We start from the raw sequence: 24607 nt of genomic DNA, 5'->3' as shown, positions 1-24607 counted from the left end.
TGCTTAAAGATTGTGCCCATTTGCTTCATAAAAGTCAAGTCCCGTTTGTTTAAATTTCTGTTTTTACACAAAGTGTAACTTTTTGTGTATTATATCACAATTCAAGTGTCGGGTCAAGGCTGTATTTGTTGATTTTTATGGTGTTCTCTTATGTAAGTTGTACAATGATGCGTTACGATCAGATAAAAAAAGACGGCGCAAGGGTAACGACTGCAGGCGCAAAAAAGAGAATACCGCCGCATTAACGGGGGTACTCTCATAACAGAATGGACGTCGGCTTTTTTTAAAGCCGACGTCCGAATATGTGTTTGCGCGTCCCTTTGGAGAAGCAAATTGCCATCGTTTAGCGCCGATCCTCAAAATCCGATCCCGTATCCGGGAAAAAGGGCTTAAGCACCCCTTTATCCATTCGGTATACCGTATCTGCATATGCAAGCGCTTTTCTTTCATGTGTGTTCATAAGAACGGATGCGCCCCGGTCTGCAGCCTCTCGCAGCAGCTTCAAAACAAGATTTGTTGTTTCATCATCTAAATCTCCGGTAGGTTCATCCGCTATAATGATTTCCGGTTCGTTGATCAAAGCCCTTGCAATTACCATGCGGCGAAGCTCTCCTCCCGACAACTCATTGGAATACACGTCCCACAGATCCTCAATACCTACCATTTTCAGCAATTCTTTTGCAAAGGATTCTTTCTTTGAAGCGTCTTTATACAGAGAAACAGGGAGAAGAACATTTTCAAGTACGGTAAGGCTGCGAAGGCCGGTCTGCTCTTGCGGGATCATTCCGATATGTTTATTTCGGAATTCAGACCTTGCCTTATCTTCGAGCTCGTAAATATCTTTACCGTCGATGAACACCTTCCCCTCGGAAGGCTTCAGCAGACCTGCGAGGATATTGGCAAAAGTGCTTTTCCCGCTGCCGGAGCGTCCGATGATCTCCGTTAATTCTCCCTCCGGCAAAATAAAATTCGTTTTCTCAACGGCATTGAAGGTATTGGCGCTTTCTTTGTTCCTGAAAAAAGATCTTCGGATCCCTTCTGCAATCAGTTTCATTTATGCGTCCTCCCTTAACAGCAGCCCCGTTTCACTCTTTGTAATTCTGGCCGCAGACAGCAAAGCCGATGCGAGGCCGGAAATAACGGACAGTACCAACACCAAAACCCCGAGCAAAACCTTTGTGCCGAGGCTCAGCGCAAGAAACGGCAGATCCAATGAATTCCCCAGCGCAGCAGATAGCGGCACAGACGCCGGCGCGGCGATCAAAAGTCCGAATATTGCGCCGATAATACTGATAACTCCCGCTTCCGCTTCCATTATAACAAAGAGCATTTTTCGGGATGCGCCCAATGTTCTAAGAACTGCAAATTCTTTTTTCCGTTCATTTGAAAGAAGCGCAAAAACCGCTATAAGAATCACCACTGCCAATATCCATATTACGCCGACAAAAACTCCGATCACGCGCGAAACGCTGCCAAGGCCGTCGGCAATGTCGGCGATCATCGTTCTTGAAGACGTAGCCTGAACCTTGGTAATATGGATATTTATGTCATCCGCCACAAGATCAGCTTCATATCCGTCGGAGACCTTCAGAAGGACCGCCGATGCGGCGGTATCTGTATCCACACCCAAAAAGGCGTCGCTTTGCAGCAGAACAGAGGCGTTCTGAGCCATCTGCCTAACCGTATTCATATTTGCATAAACGGCGCTGTCAAGACCCGTCCCCGTTGCGGCAAGGCGGGCGGCTATACGATAATCCTCACCGTAAAACGTAAGCACTTTGTTTTCGGGGATATTTATATTTGCTCCGACAACGACTTCGCCGTCCGAGATAGTCGTTGAATATGTTTCAGCTATCCAGGGGCGTATTATAAAATCCGTTTCCGGATCAAAACCTATGATCTGTACGCGCGTTGAACAGCAGCTTGCCTTTGCAGACGTAAGAAAAAACTGTGTCGTATATGCTTCAACGCCTTCGGTCTTCGTGATTTTATCTATCTCTTTTGCAGACATATAATAATTTCCCGTGATCCCCTGCAAAAAAATATCGTCTACCGCGCCGTGACTTGTTGCCGATGCGGGAACAACAACGATATCCGCACCGAGGCGGTCCCGATAGCTTGAAAGACCGTTTTGCAAGCCGATGACCGTATCGGCTCCTATAAAGAGAAAGCAGGATAAAAGCAGGATAAGCACGATCATTGCGAAAGCGCGGAACGGTTTTCTTTTTATGTTTTTTAAAGCAAGCCGAAGTGCGTATTTCATGTCGTTTCCTCATTTCGTGATCTGCTGTGCTTATCCTTTGACGAGCGCGAATACCGGTAAATAATATCTGCCAGACATATGAGCGTCCAAATCACGCAGAAAACGATCGTCCAAAGAAGCGTCCTATGGCAATGCATAGACGAGTTTTGGCAGACGGCTATGACTCCGCCCGGGATCCTCATGGTGAAAATGGCTAGGCCTATCAAGGAAATGTCTATTCCCGTCTTTATTTTGCCGCTCGGCGCAACAATATGGATAAAAGACAGTATCAAAACGAGCCATGACGCCGCCTTCAATACTTCTCCCGCCCAATAGCATGACATCACGCTGTCTCCCATTGGGGCGCATACGGGGAACCAGAAACGAATGCCGATAAAAAACAGCACTGCAAAGATCGCAAGCACAGCGTCTGTCGCGGCAAATTCTATTTTCGATTTGTTGACGATCATTGCTATCCTCTTTTCCGTTTCCAGATGGCAAACGCATTTGCGTTGACCATAAGCTTCTCCGTATCTATCTTCTTGGGGCAAACATCTTTGCAGGCAAGTGATTTTCCGCATCCTTCAAAGGTATGCTGCCGATAAAGCTTTGCGATCTCGCGAGCCTCCGACGACGTCATTTCGGTAAGGAGTCTGGTGGTTATCGGAACCGAAGCCATGCCGAAAAAGCGCCCGTTTATATAAAAGTTCGGACATATTTCAAGGCAGCAGCCGCACTGGATACATTCCGACGCTTCGTATGCAAGCTCCCTGTATCTATCGCCCAGCTGCGCATCCTGATTAAGCCACAGGCGAAGCGTTTTTAAGTTCTCAAACAGTATCCTTCGATCGACGATAAGATCACAGATCACCGGAAATTTCTTCAGCGGTTCCACGGTTATAACTCGGTCTTTAAACTCCGATATACGCGTGTCGCATGCAAGACGCGGCCTGCCGCATATGACCATGGCGCAGGCGCCGCACTTTTTTTGCAGACAACTGCATTCCCACTCGATTTGGCGCGCGGGATTTTTGTTGATATCTGTCAGGTTTTCACGCTCATTTAATGCGCGGAGCGCGGAAGCCACCGTATCCGTTTCACTTTTTGTTTCAAATTTAAAATCCTGCCAATAGCTTTCTGTATTGCCGTTTTCCCGGCGCAGAACGGAAAGCGTCACCTTCACAAATCGTCACCTCCGTACCGGATATCTGCCGAATCAAAAGAGAGCCTAAGCTTCCCGTCAACGTACTGCGCCACGCTCTGCTTTTTGTATGCATCGTCGGGTTTGGGATAATCCGTTCTGTAATGTGCGCCGCGGCTCTCCCTGCGTTCAATGGCCGAACCGAGCATGGCAAGCCCCAGCATGGCGCGGGCTCTGTCAATACCGCTTATGCCTTTTTGTTCGCAAATTTTCAAGATCTCATTATATGCCTTTGTCATTTCCTCTGTTGTACGGATAATGCCAAGCCCGCCCAACAAAATCTCGCGCAGCTTTGCGCGCTGCGCCGGTGAAGATTCTTCTGCAACGGATCGAACGGAGCTCACAACTGCATTTCTCGCGTTTTGCATCGCTGCCTGCGCTGCCGTTTGTCCGCCGAAAATCGCGCCGAGCATGGAGTTGCCGCCAAGTCTGTTTGCTCCGTGATACTTGCACGCCGCTTCACCTGCGGCCAAAAGGCCCGAAATATTTGTTTCATGTCTGTCGTTCACCCGGATACCGCCCATAAAGAAATGTATGCCCGGGCTTACGGGTACAGGCTCGGTTTTCGGATCCAAATGCAAATAGGATATGATCTCCTCCCTTAGATCCGACAGCTTCCCGCTCCAAACGGATTCATGCAATCCTGTCATATCGAGATAAACTTCACCCATACACTTCGGGTCCTGCTTTACTGCAACAATTTCACGGGAAACCACATCGCGCGGCATCAGATTACCCAATTGGGGGTATTTTTCTTCCATGAAATACCATGGCGCATTATCTCTCAGGATAAACAGTCTTCCGCCCTCTCCGCGGGCCGCCTCGCTTATGAGCATTCGCTTATCGCAGATCTGCACCGTTGTTGGATGGTATTGAATAAACTCCAGATTTGCAAACGCCACGCCCGCCGTAAAAGCCAATGATGCGGCGTTGCCGGTATTTAGCGTCGTTCCCGTGGTCATGCCCTCAAAAAATCCGTTCAAGCCGCCCGTGCATAGTATAGTCACGCCTTCAAAGGACAAGCATTCCTTTGAATAGCGATCTATTACATGAATGGAACTAAGCGCGCCGTCAGATACGTTGACGCCTGACAACTCATGGTGCGGGTACCGTCTGATCAGCCCGGACGCTTCATATCTGCGCGCTTCGTCGATCAAAGCGGTCATAATGATTTTTCCGGTACTGCTTTTGGCATATGCTGTTCTCTTTTTTGCCTGACCGCCGAAATTCCGAAGGATAAGATCCCCGTTTTTGCTTTGAAAAGGCACGCCTATGCGCACCAGCTCACGCACGACCGCAGGAGCATTTTCAGTCAAGTTGCGGACAGCGCTTTCGGATTCCAGAAAAACGCCGCCGCGCATCGTGTCGGCAAAGTGTTCTTCTGTTGTGTCATTCTCTCCCATAGTATCCAAAGCAGCATTGATCCCGCCTTCCGCCAGAACAGACTGCGCCCGTTCCGACGGCTGCACTGAGATGAGATTGCATTTGACCCGGTTCTTGGCAAGAGTTATCGCGGCTGAAAGGCCCGAAAGCCCCGCGCCTACGACATTTACTGTTTTGTCATTGTTCATGGTAATTCCCTCAATACGCCGCCCAGCGAAGATAATAAATTGCAAACGCCGCCGCAAACAGGAGCAACAATATCGAGAGAATAAGCAGAAAATCTGCGGCAAACGATTTTGTATCTCTGATCCCCAAAGAGATCATAAGCGGTCTGATATTCGTAAGAATATGCAATGCGAGCGTTGCAACGAGCAGGATCTGTGATATCATTCTTCCCGTTGTAAATACCTGAAGCCGGTATGCGTCTGCATTGGATGACCTAAAGATCGCAATATGCATCACAAGCGGAATAAGAACGGCAAACCCGCTGATCCTGCGCACCCAAAAAAGAATATTGTCCTTGAAATACCCCGCGCTGGATTTTCGCCGCGCTTCCAAGGTCTGAAAGGTCAGTATAACGGTTACTATAACGTGCATTATGATAAAACCAACGCATATCCACGAAACGGCCTTAGGCGTATCCAGATCCGCTCCGGCCAGCTTAAGCCCGCCCGTGATCGCATGAATAAGGAAGGTGGCAAAGATGCCGATCACAAGAAACACATTGAGCTTTCTCATATCAATTCTCGACCCCCGCTATTTCAATCACGGCAATACCTGACGTTGTTTCATCGGTCGTAAGCTTTAACGCCTCCGCCATCTCTCGGGAAAATACCGCGACGTCAATGCAGCCCGCTTCGGCCTTGGACGCCAAAAGCGTCGGATCTTCCGTGCGAAGCTGCATCTGATTTTCAGGCAGCTGCGCTTGGAAACGCTCGGCCATTTGCCGGCCGCTTATATCGCCCTCTGCGACAACACAACGGATATCCTCAAATATAACCGGAAAATCCTCGTCCGAAAAAAAGGCCCGCCAGTTATCAAGTGTTTCTTCATGCAAAGAAGTATTCATAAGTACGATAAAATCACCTGAAGGTTGATCAGGCAGTTCTATGCTTGCGCTCGATACTGCCTCAACCTTGTCTTCAGATCCGAACGCGGGAAAATTTGCTAATATAGGAAGGACTGCAAGCAAAAAAACGCATAGAGCGACAAAGCCCGCATGCCGGATTGTTTTCATCGACCTCATAACGACTCCTTCTTAATTGTTTGCCGCAGCTTTTCCAAGCGCGTCGTTCACAGCCTCAACAAACTCGTTATATGAAATGGTCGCTCCGCTTATCTCATCAACGCCGTCGAGCGTTCCTTCATTCACCAGTTGCTCAGCATACTTCGCTGCAGCCTGTACGGCTTTCTGTGCTTTCAAACGGTTTTCTTTTGACAGATCTGCTCCGTAGCTTTCATCCTTTAGTGTGCCGTCTAGCTCAAAGAGCGTAAACGTACACGAAACGATTTGATTGTCGCGAATTATCAGCTCCGCCTGTCCGTAGCCCGAGCCGTTGCCGGTCTCATCTTCTTTAAAATCAGAGCTGCGCCCCGTATAAGTTCCGTCTGCATAATTTACGGGCTCATTCCCGCTTGAACATGCGGCAAGCGAAATACAAATGCAGAGCGTAAACAGAAAAGCAATAAGCTTTTTTGATTTTGTCATGACGGTATCCTCCCATATTTTTTATTATTCCGAAAAATGAGAATTGATTTTATCGGAAACTATTTTTCCGTGATCCAGGCGCACTATCCGCTGAGCGACCTCTCCTACTTCCGGGTCATGTGTAACAACGACCAGGCTGGTGCCTTCCTTGTGAAGCTGCCGGAAAATATCCAGCACGATGTTTTCATTTGCCTCGTCCAGATTTCCGGTAGGTTCATCGGCAAGAATAAGCTCCGGCGAGTTTATAAGCGCCCTTGCGATGCAGACACGCTGCTGCTCACCGCCCGAAAGCTGGCTCGGAAGATGCTTTGCGCGGTCTTTTAATCCTACTCGCTCCAATGCTTCCATCGCTTCTTTTTCATCGGGCATACTGTGATAGTACTGTGCCACCATGACATTCTCTACGGCGTTAAGATAATTGATAAGATGAAACTGCTGAAAGACAAGCCCGATTTTATCTCTGTGCAGTTCCGTTAATACCCTGCTGCTTTCCTTGGAAATATCGCGGCCGTCAAATATTACCTGCCCGGATGTGGGCTTATCCAGGCATCCGATAATGTTCATCATCGTGCTTTTACCTGAACCGGACGGCCCCATTATCGCGATCCATTCGCCCTTATCGATGCGAAGACTCACGTCGTCGAGGGCGTGAAGATCACCGTAGATTTTAGAAATGTTTTTAAGTTCCAACAAACTGCTCATAGCGTTTTATCTCCTTTATTCACCTTTAAGTACAAGCGCGGGGTCAACTTCTACTGCACTCCTTATAGGGATCAGACATGCAAGTCCCGTTACTAAAACAGACGCCGCGATAGTAATGGGAATAAGCAGCGGTCGGAACATTATCGAACTGCTGAACACATGCATGCTGACATACTGCGCAAATACATATCCCAAAATCGATCCGAGAATGCCCCCGATCCCGCCAAGCAGGAGTCCTTCGCTCATAAACTGACCGACTATGCTGGAATTGTAAGCTCCAAGCGCCTTGCGCAGCCCTATCTCGCGTCGGCGCTCCGTAATTACCGCCGTCATCGTAGTTGCAACGCAGATCATTGTCAGTATCAACACCACGGCGGTAACAATAAATACAAGAGACTGCAGCTTGGTAAGCACCGTGCTTTCCGATGCTGTCACGCGCTTTACAAGCTTTGCAAAAACGCCGTCAACGTTTTCACTGATGCGCTCAACATAACCGGACAGCTTGCTCTGCGTCGATGCAACGCTGACCTCGACTATATCATAGCCTCGCTCATTAAGAGTAAGGTCCTGAACATCTGAAAGTGTCACATATATGTATTCTTCTTCCGAGCCACCTGTCTCCAAGATCCCCGTCACGGTCAAATCAAGCATATGATCGCAATATGTCTCGCCTGTTTCGGGGTCCGTGTAGATCTCATAACTCGGGATACTCGATATATCAAGATCATCCGTGACCTCAAAGGTATTTATTGCGGATACAGTGTCGCCCGGCTGAATGCCGAGGCTCTCCGCGACCTTTGCCCCGATCAACGCCTCGCTGTTATCCGAAGGCATTTCTCCGTTTATATGCCAATAGGGACTTGTTTTAAGCACGGTGTCGAAATCAGTACCGGCCAACGTCACCGGCATATTGTGTATCTGCGTGTTTTCATATCTGTAGGGCGTACAGCCTTCCAGTTCCGATTCGGGAATACATGCGATCCCCGCTTTCAGCGCCTCATCCGAAATGCCCGCCTCGCCGGAGGGCGTCAGGATCAAGTTGGCGCCATAGCTTCTGAATTGGGCGCTCATCTGTCTCGGAACGTCGAAATAAATCAAGCCAAGTCCTGAAAGTATTGTTGCTCCGACCATAATAGCGAGAAGCGCAACTATCATTCTTGAACGCCGTCTTATCAATGATGCGACGATCATTCTGAGAAACATACGTCTTTTCTTGTTCATATTATCGTCTCCTTAATGCCCGCCGTGGAGCACTTCCGACGGACGCAGTCTCAGCAGCATTCGTATTGCCGGAATACTGCCGACAAGAGTGACCGCAACAATTAAAATCGCCACTATAAACGCGACCATTCCACTCATCTCGATAGACGACGAGAAGACCGTCTGACCGATAAGCTGCGCGAATGCGTATCCCATAAAATACCCGATGATCGCGCCCAAAACGGAAGTGATCAATACCTCTACCAATACCAATCCCGTTATTTGGCCGCTTCGTGCCCCCACAGCCTTGAGCAGCGCAAGTTCCTGAGCTCTTTCCATTACGCCGGAAGTTACAAGATTAGATATGCCCAGCGTAGCTCCTATCAGGCTTAAAAAAGCGATCAAAGACATAAGAAGCTCTGTTTTTTCCAATATCTTTCCTTCGGAATCTGCGATCTGGCGTATCGCCGTTGCAGACGCCTCGGGGATCGCCTCTTGTATCTGAAAGCATATGGAGCTTACATACGCGGTGCAGTACCAAAGATCGTATTCGTCACCCGAAAGCAAAGACGGATTTCTTGCCGCCTTCAGAGCCAATTCATCATCGGGCGACGTTATTGCGCTTACCTCTATTTTTTTGATAAGGCCGACTGTGTCGGTCAGGCGCTGCGCCGCCGAAAGCGTGGTATATATGCATTCGTCATCGTCGTCTCCGGATTCATATACGCCTATTACGGTAAGCGTCTCTGTTGAGCCTGTCGCCGTCAAAGCGATCCGATCGCCCGCAGTGATACCCAGCCTCTTCGCGGCGTCTTTACCGACCATCGCATAGGCGTCGCCGTCCAACGTTTGTTCGTTTAACCATTCGCCGCTCTCGATATCCCACCAGCTGCGCAAATTGATAACCCCGGTGTCTCTTTCGTAGATCGATCCCTTCTTAAGAAACTCGAAATGGTGATTGAACCAAGTTCCTATGACCTTGACCGATTGACCGTTGAGCGTACACGTCGTTTCCGTTTCCGGAGCAAAATCGGTAATATTATTCGCCCAAAAGATAGTAAGCAGTTCGCCTATCTTTTCTTCACTTATGTATTCTGTCTGTATATCATCGTTCTCGATATCGTACAATTTGCTGATCACAGCCTCCGATTGCGGAACTACGGTTATATTGGAACCGTAAGTCTTCAATTCTTCATTGATTTTATCTCCAACGTCAAGCATAACGTTCAGCATTGCCGTTGCGATCGACGCTCCCAATGCTACCGTCAAAGCGATCATCAGCATTTTTTTCCATTGACGTTTAAATGTGCCGCGTACCATTCTAAAAAACATGTCTTATTTTCCTCCCGTACAGGATGGCATTCCTTGTTATCTGCTTTATTTTTTGAAGTGTGACTCGTTGTTCACCATCTCTGTCACCGGAACAACGATATAGTTTTCGTTTATATCGTAATCTATAATGATCGGATTGCATCCGCCCTTCATGCCTATAGTCGTTTTATTCATAACTACCGAACACTTTTTGCAGACGATCTGTCCATCGTTGTTTTCATAATAACCGGCCTCTCCGCATATCTCGCAGGCGTCAAGGCCAACGCCATAATTGTTAGTATTTTCCTGTTTCAGCACGACGATAAACCGCACAAGATTTCCGTTCGGAGTCGTATAGCCGAAACGATGAAGATGTCCGTCGACCACCATGTCTAAAGGAACGCGCAGCTCGCTGTCCGCTCCCGCGCCGTCTTTCACGATCAAAGGTTCCTCGACCGGAGCCTCTTTTATAACAACGGTGTTTAACTGTACAAACAATGTCGCACAGAGGATCGAACATACAAAGCATATCAGCAGTACTACTGAATAACGTTTTGCGCTGCGCCACACGGCAAGCTGCTTACGACGCTCCGCTTTGGTCGAATACGGTTCCTTTGCGGTATAACTTCTGATCCAAAGAATAACGGATAGGATTATCAGTATGAAAAAAGACGCATAAGTGTACCACACGGAATTATTGTTGCTTGCTGCCGCAAAGTTAAACAGCGCTGCGCTGTCAACGATTTTTCTCGGCGTCAGGACAAGCATAAGCCGGGCAAAATTGTATATCGCATACATGATATTTAACAATGCAAATGAAATCACTAAAAGCTTGGCATACCCCTTTTTAGCCGAAAGCCGCGCATTTTTATAAGCGACGAAGGCTGAAACGAGACATACAAGGATACCAAGCAGATATCCGCCGAGCCGGAAAAGAAAATCCGTGGAGAGAAGTCCGTTCCCTCCGACGTCGAACTTAAAGGGGTATACGTATACATTCGGCAACGCGCAGTAAAGATAAGAAGCCGTAAGCAGCGCGATACCCGAAGAAATAACAATTTCCGCCTTCGATGCTTTTGCCGCATCGGGCGGTCTGTCAGCGAGTTTGCGAAATAAAACAACAAAGGCAACGAGCAGAAAAACAAAAATTGCCAGCGAAACGGCATAGCCATATGCGCCAACGCGCCAACCGCCGACGAGTCGGCTGTTATTTGTAATATACGCCCTTATTGCAGCAATTACAAAGCCGAGCGCAAGTCCGCAGCGTGCTATGAGTTGACCCTTTTCTCTGCAAAAATGATCAACGAACGCAAAAATCACTCCTATGAGAAGCGAAAGGGCGAATAGATCGCCTGTCACATTAATAAGATTAGTAAGCATTTCGTCACCTTGATTCTGTAATTTTTCGTCATGTTTTCGTCATATACGGCGGAGCTTGCTATATATCCGAAAACATGCGAATGGCTCTGGCAAGAACAGCATAGAATCTCTGCTCTCGCCAGAGTCCAAAGTTGCACAAAGCCCCGTAAACCTCAGCAACCGCACGGGTGGGTCAAATTATTCAGCCCAAGCCCCGTCAGTAAACTGCCAATTGTCATAAGTATAAACTATAGCAGCGGGGAAATCATGATCGTCGGGGCCGGTCTCATCGGTATGGATAAGGTATGTGCTCGAGTCGGGGAATTTCACCGTAAAGGTAACGGTATACATTCCGTCGCCGTCCATCTTAATATTTGCGCCATAGTGAGGACCGTCGGAAGCTGCCATCGGCATAAAAGTACCGCTTACGGAATAATCGCTGTCATTTTTAGTTACTTCATACTCAACCGTCAAATAAGGAACCCAGTCTCCGGTGCCGTATCCGAGGCCGTTCTGAAGAGCGGAAACATCAAGTTCAAGGTGGCAGTCATAGTCTTCGGCGTTATATCCGCCGGTCATATCGACAGGCTGAAAATATACAGCGTTCAGGTTAAGGAACTCTTGCTCTACACCGGAGAAAATCTCAACTTCGGTAAAGCCAAGGTCTTCACCGCCGTCGTCTGCCTGCTCTGCATCTGCGACAACCTCTTCCTCTTGTGCCGAAGCATCGCTGTTGCCTGCGCTTTCGCTGTTGCCCGAACTGCTGTTGCTGCAGGCAGCGAGACAAAGTACAAGCATCAAAAGAGTCAGCGTCAAAGCAAGAAGCTTAGATACTTTTTTCATTCGTATTACCTCCAAAAATATTCTTGTGATGATGTATTGCCAATAACCACTGATCGGATTTACGGGATCAGATCAGATGATTGTTGAATGGGAGTTGAGTGCGATCAACTTTTGCCGAGTCGTTTAAATGCTTTGGAATTCTTTCTTATCATCATAATAAACGTGATTATGGTAACGGCAAGAAGGATGATCTGCGGGACGAGCGTGATATAAGTGGGATATATCCCGAAGAACGCCAGTACGTCGTTGCCGTTCATCCACGAAAGGGCAGGTATAGTGCCGGCAAGATCCTGTACGACGCCTCCTATCGTTTCTGCCAGTCGGCCGTCCAAAAACAGCTCGAACATACCGGAACCCAGGAAAGCGATCGACATGACCGCCATCAAAATGCTCGTCGCCATAAAGAACGGCTTGAGCGGAAGCTTTACGCCGAACTTCCGAATAATGACGAATATTATCGCTACCGCCGCAAGTCCCACTGCAATGCCGCCGAAGACGGCAAGGTAGCCGTTATTCATAGAACCCGCACGGGAGAAGTACTGTTGACAGAAGAGGATGACCTCCGCCCCCTCGCGGAATACGGCGAGGAAAGATGTAAAGCCAAGCGCCCACATTTTGCCTTTGCTGGCGGATGCGGATACTTCTCCTGCTATGTAATTCGTCCAAGCCTCGGACTCCGACTTGGAGATCATCCAGTTGGAAACGTAGATGAGAACGACCACCGCAACAAGTGCAGTCACGCCCTCGACGATCTCCTGCGGGATGGAATTGCTGGTACTGCTTGTTATTGAATAAAGCAAAATTGCAAGACCTACGCTGGCGATCAACGCTATAACGGCGCCGAGATAAACATATCGCGTTCCGCTTTTGTTATTTGTTTTGACCAGATATGCAACCATTGCACCGACGATCAAAATAGCTTCCAGTCCTTCGCGGAGGATAATACCGAATACCGCGCCGAACGTAGCCCATGCAAGCCCGCTGCCGTTGTTGCCGCCGTCGCTGCTGTCGGCGGTCGAATAACCAAACAGGTCGTCCAAGATGTTCGCGTCTTCACGGAGCATACCGATAAGCGTGTCCACTTCCGCTTTGACAGTCTCAATATCGGCGCCGTTGTTAACGGCTTTTTTCATATTGGAAAACTGTAATTCAACTTCGTTGACTCGCGCTCCGGAGATATAGCCCATTACCGTTTTTTCAAATCCGGAGGTCTCATACCAGAAACCGTAGGAATTTGTAAACGGCTTGTAATAGCCGTCGTCGCCGTCTCGGACCGCTCCGGTTTCATAACGTCTGACGCCTTCGTTTAAAAGATTGGCTATCTGATCCGTTATATCATTGTAGGTGATCGTTTTTGAGCCGTCGGGATTGACCGCAGCCACATATTTCTTATATGATAAATAGTATTCGCTCGAACCATCCGTTTCGGCCGCATAAGCAGCCAGGGAGAAGGCGCTGATCGCAACCGCAAGCAGCATAAACATGCAAAGCAGCTTGCGCAAGCCCCTTTTTTTCATTATGTTTTCACCTCGTTTTGTTCTTCTCGTCTGATCGCAACCTTTTTTGCAAAAAAGCGGTCAATACGCGGCGGAAGACCGTTTACATTTTTCATGACATTCTGCAAGGGTCATCAGCGCGCAAAAACTCTCCCGGCTTACGGCGTGCTCCATATTGCACGCATCTCTTAAAGCCGTTTCTTTGTCTACGCCAAGCTCCACAAGCATTTCGTAAAAGCTGTTGTTTCTGTCTATTATTTCTTTTGCTATTGCCAACCCTTTCGGCGTCAAGACAACGGTATGATTCTCGCGAATTTTGCAATATCCCTCCTGCTGTAAGCTTTTTAAGCTTATGGATACTGTTGCCCTTGACACGTTTAACGCTTTTGCGATATCTGCGCCGCGAGCCGATCCCTGTCGAAACAGCAGATATATTGTTTTCATATAATCTTCAACTTTTCTTCTTTGTGTCACAGATATCTCCTTTCTTTACGACTACGATCGAGCAGGCTTTGATTCAGTACACAAAACGTTGTATCAAAAACCGCTGCATTATTTATGCAAATCTATGCCGCGGAAATATCATATTCAGCAAACACATCTTCTCGAAAAGCACGCCCATAAGTGCTGTCGTGTTCTTACGGCTGCGCTTCCGGGAAAGGTTTCGTTAGATTAAACTAACCTGCTGCCAAAAAAAACGATCGGCTCAACCGACTTTTAATATTATATAGTGCTCTCAAACGCGGAAGTGTTCTGAAATTAGTCTATACTAACTTGCAATCGTCCTAATATTAGCTTTTAAAGTTTGTGCCTTTCAATTATCGTAATAAAATGATATAGTGATTTTAGTTAGTTTAATCTAACTATTTATGGCGTCTTTAAGACGTTTTACGTCTTAAACCCCGCCTGTTGGCAGAATTCGGACTTAACTTTCCAACACGGCTCTGTCGCGATACAGCATTACACCGTTTAACATGCGAAAGGGCCTGTGCGTATATGGATTTCATGAAAACGCAATATACAATCGGGGTAAAAATATATGACAAAAGAACAATGGCGAGCGATAGAGCTTCACGATCCCTCCTATGACGGCAAGCTCTTCTGCGGCATAAAATCTTCGAAAATCATTTGCCGTCCTTCCTGCACTGCCAGAAAATACGAGCCTAAAGATATTATTATATTTAACAGCTTGGAGGACGCAGTAAACGCGGGCTTTCATCCGTGCAGCCGCTGCAGGCCCAATCTACCGGAATGGCATGGAGCAAAACAGGAACTGGCTTCAAAGGCTGAGGCATATATATGCGAACACTATTTTGAAAAGTTTTCGCTCGATTCCATTTCTGCGGCGCTGTATGTTGACAAGATCTATTTATCAAAAACATTTAAAAAGGTTACGGGCACGACCTTACTAAAGTACCATAACCAGAAACGCTGTGAAGAAGCATGCAAACTGCTTATGTCTACCGATTTAAGCATAGAGATAATTGCAGATCGTGTCGGCTATGCTACGCCTTCGCATTTTGCAAGGATCTTTAAAAGCATTTATATATCTTCTCCCAGCGCATACAGAAAACAATATTTAAAAAGTCTGAAAGATTGAATTCCGCCATACTTTGAAAGATGTGTACTCTCATATTTGTTTCGCCTCCGCTGACGATCCGTGATTTTTACGGCGCGTCGGCGTTTTTTATATTTTTAAACCGGCAGTTCAACAAGAAGCGGCGTAAGGGTAACGGCTGTCGGCGCAAAAAAGAGAATACCGCCGCATAAACGGGGTACTCTCATAACAGAACGGACGCCGGCCTGTTTTAAAAGCCGACGTCCGAATATGGAGCGGATGACGAGGCTCGAACTCGCCACATCGACCTTGGGAAGGTCGCGCTCTGCCAGATGAGCTACATCCGCGTATGAAGGATTATACACCAACAAAAGCGCGGTGTCAAGACTCCGGAACGCGTTATGGAAAAAAATGTAATAACTATCGACGGCCTATCACTGTTTTTTCGGCATTATCTCAATGCCGAATTCTTTTCTCATTACCTCTCCGAACGCTGCTATCGGAAATCCTACAACATTCCAAAAATCGCCTTCTATGCCCTCTATGAGAAGCGCGCCCAATCCGGATATGCCGTATGCGCCCGCCTTGTCTAGCGGCTCGCCCGTTAGTACATATCTCTCTATCTCATCGTCGGAAAGGCTGCGAAACTTAACGACCGTGCGGCAGGCGCGCGATACTGTCTTTTCTTCGTCCTTTACGCAAATGCCCGTGTATACCTCGTGTGTTCGTCCCGAAAGAGCGTGAAGCATGCTTACGGCGTCGGAGGCGTCCTTCGGCTTGCCCATGATCTTCCCGTCGAGCACTACCACGGTATCGGCCGAAACCACCGTGCCGCCCGTGCGCGCAAATACGTTTTCGGCTTTGCCGCGCGAAAGCTCTAAAACGGCTTTCGCGGGGTCATGCTCGCTTGTGCTCTCACGGGCATTTGACGGCACTATCGTAAAATCCAGGCCGAGGTCGGTAAAAATCGCTTTTCGTCTCGGCGACGCCGAGGCAAGAATAAGTTTTTTCAAAAAAATCACTCCCGTGCCGAACAAAGCCGCGCTTTCTCACGCGGCTTTGTATCTCTTTTTGTAGAATTATATTACTTCTATAATTACTTCGTTATTATCCTGTAAAGCAGTACGGCCATCTCCGCGCGTGTGATGTTCGACTTCGGATTTAACTTGCCGTCGGAACCTAAGATGTAGCCTGCGCGAACAAGCGTTGCCACAGCTTCGACCGCGTAGCCCGACACGTCGCCCCTGTCAACGAACGATGCAATGTCTGACGCGCTGCCCTTTTTAGGGCTTTCGCCCGCCTTTTCAAGCACACGCACAACAAGCACCATCGCATCCTCGCGCGTAAGCGACGCTTCGGGGTCGAACAGATTATTGCCGCCGCCCAGCGCTATTTCGTTGGACTTTGCCGCAAGTATTGCCGCCGCGTAATAAGACGACGGCGAAACGTCGGCGAACTGTTTCGTATTGCCTGACGCCTCGAACCTGAAGGCGCGCTGGAGCATAAGGATAAAATCACCGCGTTTTATGTTGTTCATCGGGCTGTATGTCCTTTCGGCAGTACCCGTAACTATGCCTTTTTCGTAGAGATAATCTACGCCCTGCACCGCCCACGAAAGGCTGCTGCCCACGTCGTCAAAATGCGCCGAGCCTCCGCCCGAGTTTTCGCCTACAGTTATTACCACGCTGCCCGCAAACGACGTTCCGTCCGTTGCGTAGCCTGTGTAGCTTATCGTTGCGCTGCCATTAAAGCCTGCTTCGGGCACGAAGCTTACTGTTGAAATATTGGGCGAAGTGTTAAAGTAGTAATTCGTTCCCGCCGTCACGGACGTTCCCGATGCTGTCTGCGAGTTGTAATCGGTGTAAAGCTTACCTGCCGCCGCGTTCGGTATTGAGAAGTTTATGTATGAGAGCGTTTTGCCCGTAGCTCCGTAGCAAGCCGTATTGAAATCGTTTACGGCGAACGAAACAGGCGTACCCACGTCCGTCTTATAAGATATTCTCGTAGCCGTTTTGGTCGTATCGGTGTTTGTTTCGGTGTTTGTATTCGTATTGCCGCTTCCCTGTGTAACAGTTATCCTCATCGTGCCGCTGAAGCGCACACCCTCAACGTCATATCCCGTAAACGATATGTTGAACGTGCCCGTATAGCTTGAATTCGGCACAAAGGTTATGTCGCTTATAAGCGGCGTCGAACCCGAACGGTAGTAGTTCGTGCTTGAGTTCACTATAGTTCCCAGAGAGGACGCAGAGTTGTAGTTTACATAAAGCTGGCCGTACGTCGAGGACGGAGGCGAAAATCTTACATAATCGAGTATGTCCCCCGTGATGCTTCTTGACATCGAGTTGAAGTCGGATGCGTTGAGCTTTACGGAAGAATCGTTTCTTAGATTATAAGTTATTATATCGTTTTCCTCATCCGTCGCAGTAGATGAACCTGTTATCTTTATCTTTATTTCGCCTTCAAAGCTATCGTTATCCGTGTCGTAGCCCGTAAATTTATACGTTACCGTCGCGCTCGTTTTGGTGTTCGGCACAAAGGTTATATTAGCTATCAGGTCGTCGCTTCCCGCATAGTAATAATTCGTTTTCGCCGCCACGGGATTCCTTGTCGATGACGTTGAGTAGTTGTAATAGAGCCTTCCGTAAGACGTGCTCAGGCTGTCAAATCTTATGTGATCGAGCGTCGAGCCGGTCTCGTTCTTACATAAACTATTGAAATCGGCTCTTCTGAACGTAACTGTGTTTCCGTTCACAACAGTGTAGGTTATCACCGAGCTGTCGCTTTCGTTTACCGTTATCTCAACGTATCCCGTGTAGCTGTCGCCGCTTGAGCTGTATCCCGTGTAAGACAGAGTAAACGTGCCGTTGTAGTTCTCGTTCGGTACGAACGAGATGCTGCCTATCTTGGGCGTGCTCGTGCGGTAATACTTAGTGCTTGCGCTTACCGCAGTTCCCGTTGAGGTTGTAGTCGAATAATTGAGATAGAGTCTTCCGCGCGAGGTCGCGGGCAGCGCGAACGTAACGTAATTTAAGTTGTTGCCTGTTGCATCGATGCAGGCGTTATTGAAATCGGTGACCTTGAAAGTAACGTAATCATCGCTGTTCAGCTCATAAGATATGTCCTCTGCGCTTCCCGTGTTGGACGAACCCGTGACCGTTATCACGATGTTGCCCTCATACATAACGTTGCCGTTGCTCTCGTACGCCGTGAACGGTATGCTTATATCTCCGGTAAATCCGCTTCTGGCCGAAAAGCTCAGGTTTGCGATATTGTTCGTGCTCGTTGCGCTGTAATAATACCGCGTGGAACCCTCGTCCTTTGCGGCGAGCTGAGTTTCGTTTGAGGTAGATTTAGCGCAATATATGTATCCCTGCGTAGACCGGGGTATTTCGTTTATTACTATATATGTGGGCGTGAGCCATCCGGATGATGAAGACGCCCTGTATCGGAAATCGGATGCCGAGAACTTCACCGAGCCGTTCTTCGTGCAGCTGTATTTTACCGTTCCGGTGCTTCCCTGCGTTTTGACCTTTACGATTATCTCTCCGTTGTAAAGCACATGGCTCGACGTATCGTAAGCGGCGTAATAGAGAGTTATGTCCTGCGCCGAAAGCGAAGCTGTCGGCACGAACGCCACTCTGCCTATCTGCGTTGCCGCAGATCCGCTGGTGTAAAGGTTGCCCGTATCTGTGCCCGCAGTTACTCTCGTGCCGGGATTCGTCGCCGACACGTAATTCTTATAAAGAACGCCGTACGTTGCCGAAGGAGCCGTTATTATTACGTGATGGAACGACGAAACGGAGTCGTATTTTTTCATCACATTCGTAAAGTCGGCCGCATTGAATACGATCGCTTCTCCCGCCTCTACAGAATACGTTATAACGTCGGGATCCTTTGAAGACACCGTCATTTTTATCGTACCGGCAAGCTGGGTGCCGTCGCTTAAATATGCCGAATAATTAACGGTATCGTTGCCGTATCCGCCCGTCGATTTATACAGCACGTTCGATATGGACGGGCCGTCGTTTGCGTTTACATAATAATCATTCGTCTTCTGTACCTCCTCGCCGCTTATCATAAGCGTACCGAGAGCCGGAGGCACTGTGAATCTTACGCGGGTCAGAGTAACGCCGGCAGGCAGATCGTTCATCGCCGCCGAAAAATCGACCGCTCTGAAGCTTACGCTTTCGCCTTCTCTCACGGTGTAATTTATCACCGATGTGGTGGGAGCTATCGTTTCAGACGTTACTTTAAGCGTAACCTCTCCTATGGGAGAGCCGTTTCTTACGTCGTCGTATGCATGAACACGATACGTTACCGTACCGCTTCCCGAAGCCGAAAACGAAAGATTATTGAGTTCGGCGACGGTCAGTATCTTACCGTCGTATTCCGCATTGCCGAGCTTCAGCATACCCCATGACGGATTTGTTCCCGCTATCTTCACGCCTGCGAGCGGTTTGCCGTCGTTTTGCGTGTAGAACAGGGAAAACTCAGACGAAGGCAGGCTGACGCTGCCGCCTGCGTTCACCGTCTTTGTGATGACTCCTTCGAATACTGCCGGTACAGAATCGGCGCGCACTGCATTTACTACATAAACGGTCCTGTAAGTCGCGCCGCTTTCATCTCCGTCCACGGTATAGCTTACCGTAAGGTCAACGGCGCTGCCGTCTATTGAAGCGGGGCCGGAAAATTCAAGCGAAATATCCGAAAAGCCTGCGTTTGCCGTAAAGTCGGTGCCGCTTGAAAGCTTTATTGCCCTATCCGCATACGAATAAGGTACCGTAAGCGTTATCGGGTCCTCCGGCGAGGATACGCTTACCGTTTTAGTCACAAGGTCCGAGCGCGTCAGGGTGCGAAGCACGCTCATACCGTCCTGTGCCGTCGTATCGGCAGCCATGGCTGCAGGCAGCGTACACAGAAGCATTGCCGCGACAACTATCACGCACAGCGCCCGTCTTACTGAAAATTTCATAATACCCCTCCTTAAAAGGCTCTATAACTTATCCGACGCGCAAGACGTCAGACGGTTTCAAAAAGATTATGTATACTTGATTTTTTGTTCTATATTTTGTTCTATATTCTTAAAATATGCTATATGACCGCTTATGTCAAGCTTATTTGTTATGTAAATCTCAAAAAGCTTTTCCCCGCTGAGATCGGCTTTTGTTTTATCTAGACGTCTCTTCCGACAAGCATATTCTTAATCATTATATAACAAAAACATAAAAAACACAATTAAAAACATATAAGTATATTATAATATTTTTTATTTTCTATATATTAGGTTTTATTTGTGTTATAACAGAACGCTCCGAGGCGGCCGAAAGCAAAAAACGGCAAATTATTTATATATAAATTGTTTATAATTACGTAATAGATTTTTTAAGCGTCGTGTAATATAATATTTTTTATGAAATCAAAAAACAGTTTACAACGGAGGACAGAATGGGTTTTTTAAACAAGATATTCGGCACTAACAGCCAAAAAGAGCTGAAGCGCATGAATCCTATCATAGATAAAGTCGAAGCTCTCGACGCGCAGTTCTCACAGATGAGCCAGGCCGAGCTTCGCGGCATTACCGACAAGCTCAAGGCGCGGCTTTCGGCCGGTGAAACGACCGACGATATACTGCCCGAGGCGTTCGCCGCCGTGCGCGAAGCGGCGTGGCGCGTTTTGGGGCTAAAGCATTACCGCGTGCAGCTCATCGGCGGCCTTGCGCTGTATCAGGGACGCATCGCCGAAATGAAGACTGGCGAAGGCAAAACGCTCGTCGCTACTCTCCCCGCCTACCTTATGGCGCTCACGGGAGAGGGCGTTCACATAGTAACCGTCAACGACTACCTTGCCAAGCGAGACAGCGAATGGATGGGCAAGATATACCGTTATCTCGGGTTAAGCGTCGGGCTCGTCGTAAACGGACTCGAACATTCCGTAAAGCAGGCGGCCTACGCCGCCGATATAACTTACGGCACGAACAACGAGTTCGGCTTCGACTATCTGCGCGACAACATGGTCACGCGAAAGGAAGCCATGGTGCAGCGCGGCCACGCCTTCGCCATAGTCGACGAGGTAGACTCTATACTTATAGACGAGGCGCGCACTCCGCTCATCATTTCGGGACAGGGCGGCGACTCTACGGAAATATACGAAAAGGTTAACCGCTTCGTAAAGGGTCTTCGCCCGATGCGTATAGTCGAGCTTGACGACAAGGAGTCTTACGACGACGTCGAGGCCGACTATATCGTTGACGAAAAGGCGAAGAACGCGACGCTCACTCCGCGCGGCGTTAAAAAGGCGGAGCAGGCGTTCAACGTTGACAACCTTATGGACCCCGAGCATATGCGCCTGCTTCATCATATAAATCAGGCAATACACGCCTACGGTGTAAAAGTGAAGGATATCGACTACGTCGTAAAGGACGGCGAGGTGCTTATCGTCGACGAGTTCACGGGACGCATAATGATAGGCCGCCGCTACTCCGAAGGACTTCACCAGGCTATCGAGGCAAAGGAGAACGTGCCCATAAAGAAGGACAGCCGCACGCTTGCGAGCATCACGTTCCAGAATTACTTCAGATTATATAAAAAGCTCTCCGGCATGACGGGTACGGCTCTTACCGAGGAGGAGGAGTTCAGAGAAATATATAAGCTCGACGTGGTGGAGATACCGACGAACAAGCCCATGATACGAAAGGACAATCCCGACGTCATATACCGCACCGAGGCGGGCAAGTTCAAGGCCGTAGTGGAGATAATAAAGCAGTGCCACGCAAAGGGGCAGCCTATACTCGTCGGCACTATAACTATAGAAAAGTCGGAGCTTTTGTCAAAGCTTCTTAAACGAAACGGCATACCCCACGAGGTACTCAACGCAAAGAACCACGAAAAAGAGGCTTATATAGTAGCGCAGGCCGGAAAGCCCGGCGCCGTAACGATAGCCACCAACATGGCCGGACGCGGTACCGACATAATGCTCGGCGGCAACGCCGAATTCATGTCGAAGCGCGAAATGGAAAAGGAAGGCTTTGACGAGCGCCTTATCTTTGAGGCGACCGAATTTTCAGAGACGAACGACGAAGATATTCTGCGCTCGCGCAGCCGTTACGCCGAGCTGCTTGCAAAGAACAAGGCTCTCATAGCTCCCGACGCCGAAAAGGTGCGCGCGGCCGGCGGGCTTTACATTCTGGGCACGGAGCGTCACGACAGCCGCCGCATAGACAATCAGCTCCGCGGACGCGCCGGACGACAGGGCGACCCCGGCGAATCGAGCTTCCTTATCTCCCTTGAGGACGACATCGCGCGTCTCTTCGCGGGCGAGAAGTTAAAGCCCATAATGGCTACGCTCGGCTTTGACGACGACGAGCCCATCGACCACAAGATGGTATCGAGCATCATTGAGAACGCTCAGAAGAACGTGGAAAGCCAGAACTTCGGATACAGAAAGAACGTTATAAAGTTCGACGACGTATTGAACCAGCAGCGCGAGATAATCTATTCGCAGCGCCGCCAAGTATTAAACGGCGAAAATATGCGTCCTATCATAATAAAAATGATAGAAGACACGATAAACGACGACGTGGCGCTTTATGCGAACTCAGATATTCCCGATGAGTGGAATATAAAGGGCTTAAAAACGCAGTTTGAAGGTCTTTTCCTCACCCGCGACGACTTAAACTACACGACAGAGGACTTCGACCGTATTACGAGAGACGATTTAAGCGACTTTCTTCATACGCGCGCGCTCGAGGTCTACGAGGCGAAGGAAAAGCGCATAGGCGAAGACATCATGCGCCAGCTTGAGCGTCTCGTTCTTTTGCAGAACGTTGACAACAAGTGGATGGACCATATTGACATGATGGATCACCTGCGCCAGACCGTAAACTTACGCGCCTACGCACAGAAGGACCCGCTCGTCGAGTACAAATTCGAGGGCGCCAATATGTTCGACGAGATGATACAAAGCATAAAGGCAGATACCGTGCGCTATGTATATCTCGTGGAATTGAGAGAGAGAAAACCGGCTCAAAGCCGCCCCGCAGCGCCTCAGAATTTAAAGACGAACCGCGACGGCGGCGACAATTCCAAGGCCGGCTCCGGCAAACCCCAGCCCGTTAAGGTGGGCGTAAAGGTAGGCCGCAACGACCCCTGCCCCTGCGGAAGCGGAAAGAAGTATAAAAAGTGCTGCGGCGCGTAAGACGATATAAACCATAGACGACGAGGTATATATGATACGATTTGAAGAATTAAAGCAGAAGCTTATCGCCATGAAGCCCAAAATCGAGGAGCTATCGGAAGCGCTCTCTTTAGGCAACGCGAAAAAAGAGATCGCCGAGCTTGAAGAAAAGACTGCCGCCCCCGATTTCTGGACCTCTCAGGACGGCGATAATCAAAAGATACTCCAGCGCATATCGGAGCTCAAAGCAAAGGTCGAGGCCTACTCGAGCCTTTATAATAACTGGGAAGACACGCTGACGCTTACCGAAATGGCTCTCGAAGAGCAGGACGAGTCAGTTTGGGACGACGTGGAGTCGGCATACGGCGAGGTCTCGGAGACTCTTGATAAAATGACGCTCGACACGCTGCTTTCGGGGCCTTACGACAAGAACAACGCGATACTCACGTTCCACGCGGGCGCGGGCGGCACCGAGGCGCAGGACTGGGCGGAAATGCTCTACCGCATGTACACGCGCTACGCGGAGCGCCATCATTTCAAGGTCAAGCTCGTAGACTTTCTCGACGGCGACGAAGCGGGCTTAAAGAGCGCGACCGTGCTTATAGAGGGCACCAACGCCTACGGCTACTTAAAGAGCGAGGCAGGCGTACACAGGCTCGTTCGCATCTCGCCTTTCGACGCCTCCGGCAGGCGTCACACCTCGTTTGCCTCGCTTGAGGTAATGCCCGAGATAAACGAGGATATGAACATAACGATAAGTCCCGACGATCTTAAGGTCGACACGTTCCGCTCCTCCGGCGCTGGCGGCCAGCATGTAAACAAGACGGAGTCGGCCATACGCATAACGCACATACCTACGGGCATAGTCGTTGCGTGCCAGACGGAGCGAAGCCAGCATCAGAACAGGGATACCGCCATGAAAATGCTCATATCGAAGCTTGTCGAAATAAAGGAACGCGAGCATCTCGAACGCATCGAGGACATCAAGGGCGAGCAAAAGGAAATAGCTTGGGGCTCACAGATACGCTCCTACGTTTTCATGCCGTATACTCTTGCGAAGGATCACCGCACGGGCTACGAATCGGGCAACATAAACGCCGTTATGGACGGCGACATCGACGGCTTTATAAACGAATACTTAAAGCAGCTAAGCCAGGGAAAGCTTTGATCCGGACTTACGAAGATAAAAAATCAAAAGCGGCTCTTATGATACAAAAAAGCGCATAAGAGCCGCTTTTTTGTTATGGTACAAATGATATGTGACAAAAGAGAATGGAAATCCAACTCGAACATGGTATGATGAAGTTACCACACAAATCAGCCATGAAAGAGATGAATTTCCATGACCAGTTTAGCATCTAGCGCGCATTTCCGTCAACAGGTAATCAAGTATTCAGAGAAGAACGGAGCAACAAAAGCCGCAAACCGA

Annotated in this window: 20 protein-coding genes and 1 tRNA gene; 3 read left to right on the top strand and 18 right to left on the bottom strand. The window is 48.8% G+C overall.

Annotated features, from left to right (window positions below):
* Positions 1-343: 343 nt before the first annotated feature.
* The 15 genes from IJG50_09005 to IJG50_08935 all read right to left on the bottom strand — a co-directional run bounded on the left by IJG50_09005 (position 344) and on the right by IJG50_08935 (position 13919).
* The gene (locus IJG50_09005; GenBank protein ID MBQ3379978.1) at positions 344-1054 is read right to left on the bottom strand and encodes an ABC transporter ATP-binding protein; all 711 of its coding nucleotides are present in this window, start codon (positions 1052-1054) and stop codon (positions 344-346) included.
* Positions 1055-2263: an FtsX-like permease family protein gene (locus tag IJG50_09000; protein ID MBQ3379977.1), complete on the bottom strand. Its 1209-nt coding sequence runs from the start codon at positions 2261-2263 to the stop codon at positions 1055-1057.
* A complete protein-coding gene (locus IJG50_08995; GenBank protein ID MBQ3379976.1) occupies positions 2260-2712 on the bottom strand; it encodes a DUF4418 family protein in 453 nt (150 codons plus the stop codon). The genes IJG50_09000 and IJG50_08995 overlap by 4 nt, the downstream gene beginning before the upstream one ends.
* A gap of 2 nt (positions 2713-2714) precedes the next feature.
* Positions 2715-3425, bottom strand: a complete 711-nt coding sequence (locus IJG50_08990; GenBank protein ID MBQ3379975.1) for a 4Fe-4S dicluster domain-containing protein — start codon at positions 3423-3425, stop codon at positions 2715-2717.
* Positions 3422-5014: an FAD-binding protein gene (locus tag IJG50_08985; protein ID MBQ3379974.1), complete on the bottom strand. Its 1593-nt coding sequence runs from the start codon at positions 5012-5014 to the stop codon at positions 3422-3424. Before IJG50_08985 ends, IJG50_08990 begins: the two co-directional genes overlap by 4 nt.
* A gap of 10 nt (positions 5015-5024) precedes the next feature.
* Positions 5025-5564: a pilus assembly protein PilX gene (locus IJG50_08980; GenBank protein MBQ3379973.1), complete on the bottom strand. Its 540-nt coding sequence runs from the start codon at positions 5562-5564 to the stop codon at positions 5025-5027.
* Position 5565: 1 nt separating this feature from the next.
* Complete coding sequence (locus IJG50_08975; protein MBQ3379972.1) at positions 5566-5895, bottom strand: hypothetical protein; 330 nt, start codon at positions 5893-5895, stop codon at positions 5566-5568.
* A 189-nt stretch (positions 5896-6084) separates the two neighbouring features.
* Positions 6085-6534, bottom strand: a complete 450-nt coding sequence (locus IJG50_08970; protein ID MBQ3379971.1) for an FMN-binding protein — start codon at positions 6532-6534, stop codon at positions 6085-6087.
* A 24-nt stretch (positions 6535-6558) separates the two neighbouring features.
* A complete protein-coding gene (locus IJG50_08965; protein MBQ3379970.1) occupies positions 6559-7236 on the bottom strand; it encodes an ABC transporter ATP-binding protein in 678 nt (225 codons plus the stop codon).
* A gap of 15 nt (positions 7237-7251) precedes the next feature.
* The gene (locus IJG50_08960; GenBank protein MBQ3379969.1) at positions 7252-8457 is read right to left on the bottom strand and encodes an ABC transporter permease; all 1206 of its coding nucleotides are present in this window, start codon (positions 8455-8457) and stop codon (positions 7252-7254) included.
* Between the two features lie 12 nt (positions 8458-8469).
* Positions 8470-9768: an ABC transporter permease gene (locus tag IJG50_08955; GenBank protein MBQ3379968.1), complete on the bottom strand. Its 1299-nt coding sequence runs from the start codon at positions 9766-9768 to the stop codon at positions 8470-8472.
* Positions 9769-9813: 45 nt separating this feature from the next.
* Positions 9814-11127: a DUF2318 domain-containing protein gene (locus tag IJG50_08950; protein MBQ3379967.1), complete on the bottom strand. Its 1314-nt coding sequence runs from the start codon at positions 11125-11127 to the stop codon at positions 9814-9816.
* 177 nt (positions 11128-11304) lie between these two features.
* Entirely contained in the window at positions 11305-11949 is a 645-nt protein-coding gene (locus tag IJG50_08945) for an iron transporter (GenBank protein MBQ3379966.1), read from the bottom strand.
* A gap of 104 nt (positions 11950-12053) precedes the next feature.
* Positions 12054-13466, bottom strand: a complete 1413-nt coding sequence (locus IJG50_08940) for an FTR1 family iron permease (protein ID MBQ3379965.1) — start codon at positions 13464-13466, stop codon at positions 12054-12056.
* Positions 13467-13526: 60 nt separating this feature from the next.
* Positions 13527-13919, bottom strand: coding sequence for a metal-dependent transcriptional regulator (locus tag IJG50_08935; GenBank protein ID MBQ3379964.1), 393 nt, complete (start codon positions 13917-13919; stop codon positions 13527-13529).
* A 565-nt stretch (positions 13920-14484) separates the two neighbouring features.
* On the opposite strand from IJG50_08935, the gene IJG50_08930 reads away from it, so the two are divergent.
* Positions 14485-15045 (top strand): methylphosphotriester-DNA--protein-cysteine methyltransferase family protein, encoded by a 561-nt coding sequence (locus tag IJG50_08930; GenBank protein MBQ3379963.1) that lies wholly within the window; start codon positions 14485-14487, stop codon positions 15043-15045.
* Positions 15046-15274: 229 nt separating this feature from the next.
* On the opposite strand, the gene IJG50_08925 is transcribed toward IJG50_08930, so the two are convergent.
* From IJG50_08925 to IJG50_08915, 3 genes are all read right to left on the bottom strand, one after another.
* Positions 15275-15350: transfer RNA gene (locus IJG50_08925), tRNA-Gly, on the bottom strand.
* Positions 15351-15437: 87 nt separating this feature from the next.
* Complete coding sequence (maf, locus tag IJG50_08920) at positions 15438-16016, bottom strand: septum formation protein Maf (protein MBQ3379962.1); 579 nt, start codon at positions 16014-16016, stop codon at positions 15438-15440.
* An 83-nt stretch (positions 16017-16099) separates the two neighbouring features.
* On the bottom strand, positions 16100-19978 hold the full coding sequence (locus IJG50_08915; protein ID MBQ3379961.1) for an S-layer homology domain-containing protein: 3879 nt from the start codon (positions 19976-19978) through the stop codon (positions 16100-16102).
* A 473-nt stretch (positions 19979-20451) separates the two neighbouring features.
* On the opposite strand from IJG50_08915, the gene secA reads away from it, so the two are divergent.
* Together secA and prfB are read left to right on the top strand one after the other, a co-directional pair.
* Positions 20452-23199: a preprotein translocase subunit SecA gene (gene secA / locus IJG50_08910; protein ID MBQ3379960.1), complete on the top strand. Its 2748-nt coding sequence runs from the start codon at positions 20452-20454 to the stop codon at positions 23197-23199.
* Between the two features lie 31 nt (positions 23200-23230).
* Entirely contained in the window at positions 23231-24346 is a 1116-nt protein-coding gene (gene prfB, locus IJG50_08905; protein ID MBQ3379959.1) for a peptide chain release factor 2, read from the top strand.
* Positions 24347-24607 lie beyond the last annotated feature (261 nt).

It is taken from the genome of Clostridia bacterium, from assembly GCA_017405765.1.
In the GTDB taxonomy this organism is placed as follows: Bacteria; Bacillota; Clostridia; order Oscillospirales; family RGIG577; genus RGIG577.
Note: the sequence above shows the minus strand (reverse complement) of the source record. Positions and strands in the feature narration are given on the sequence as shown.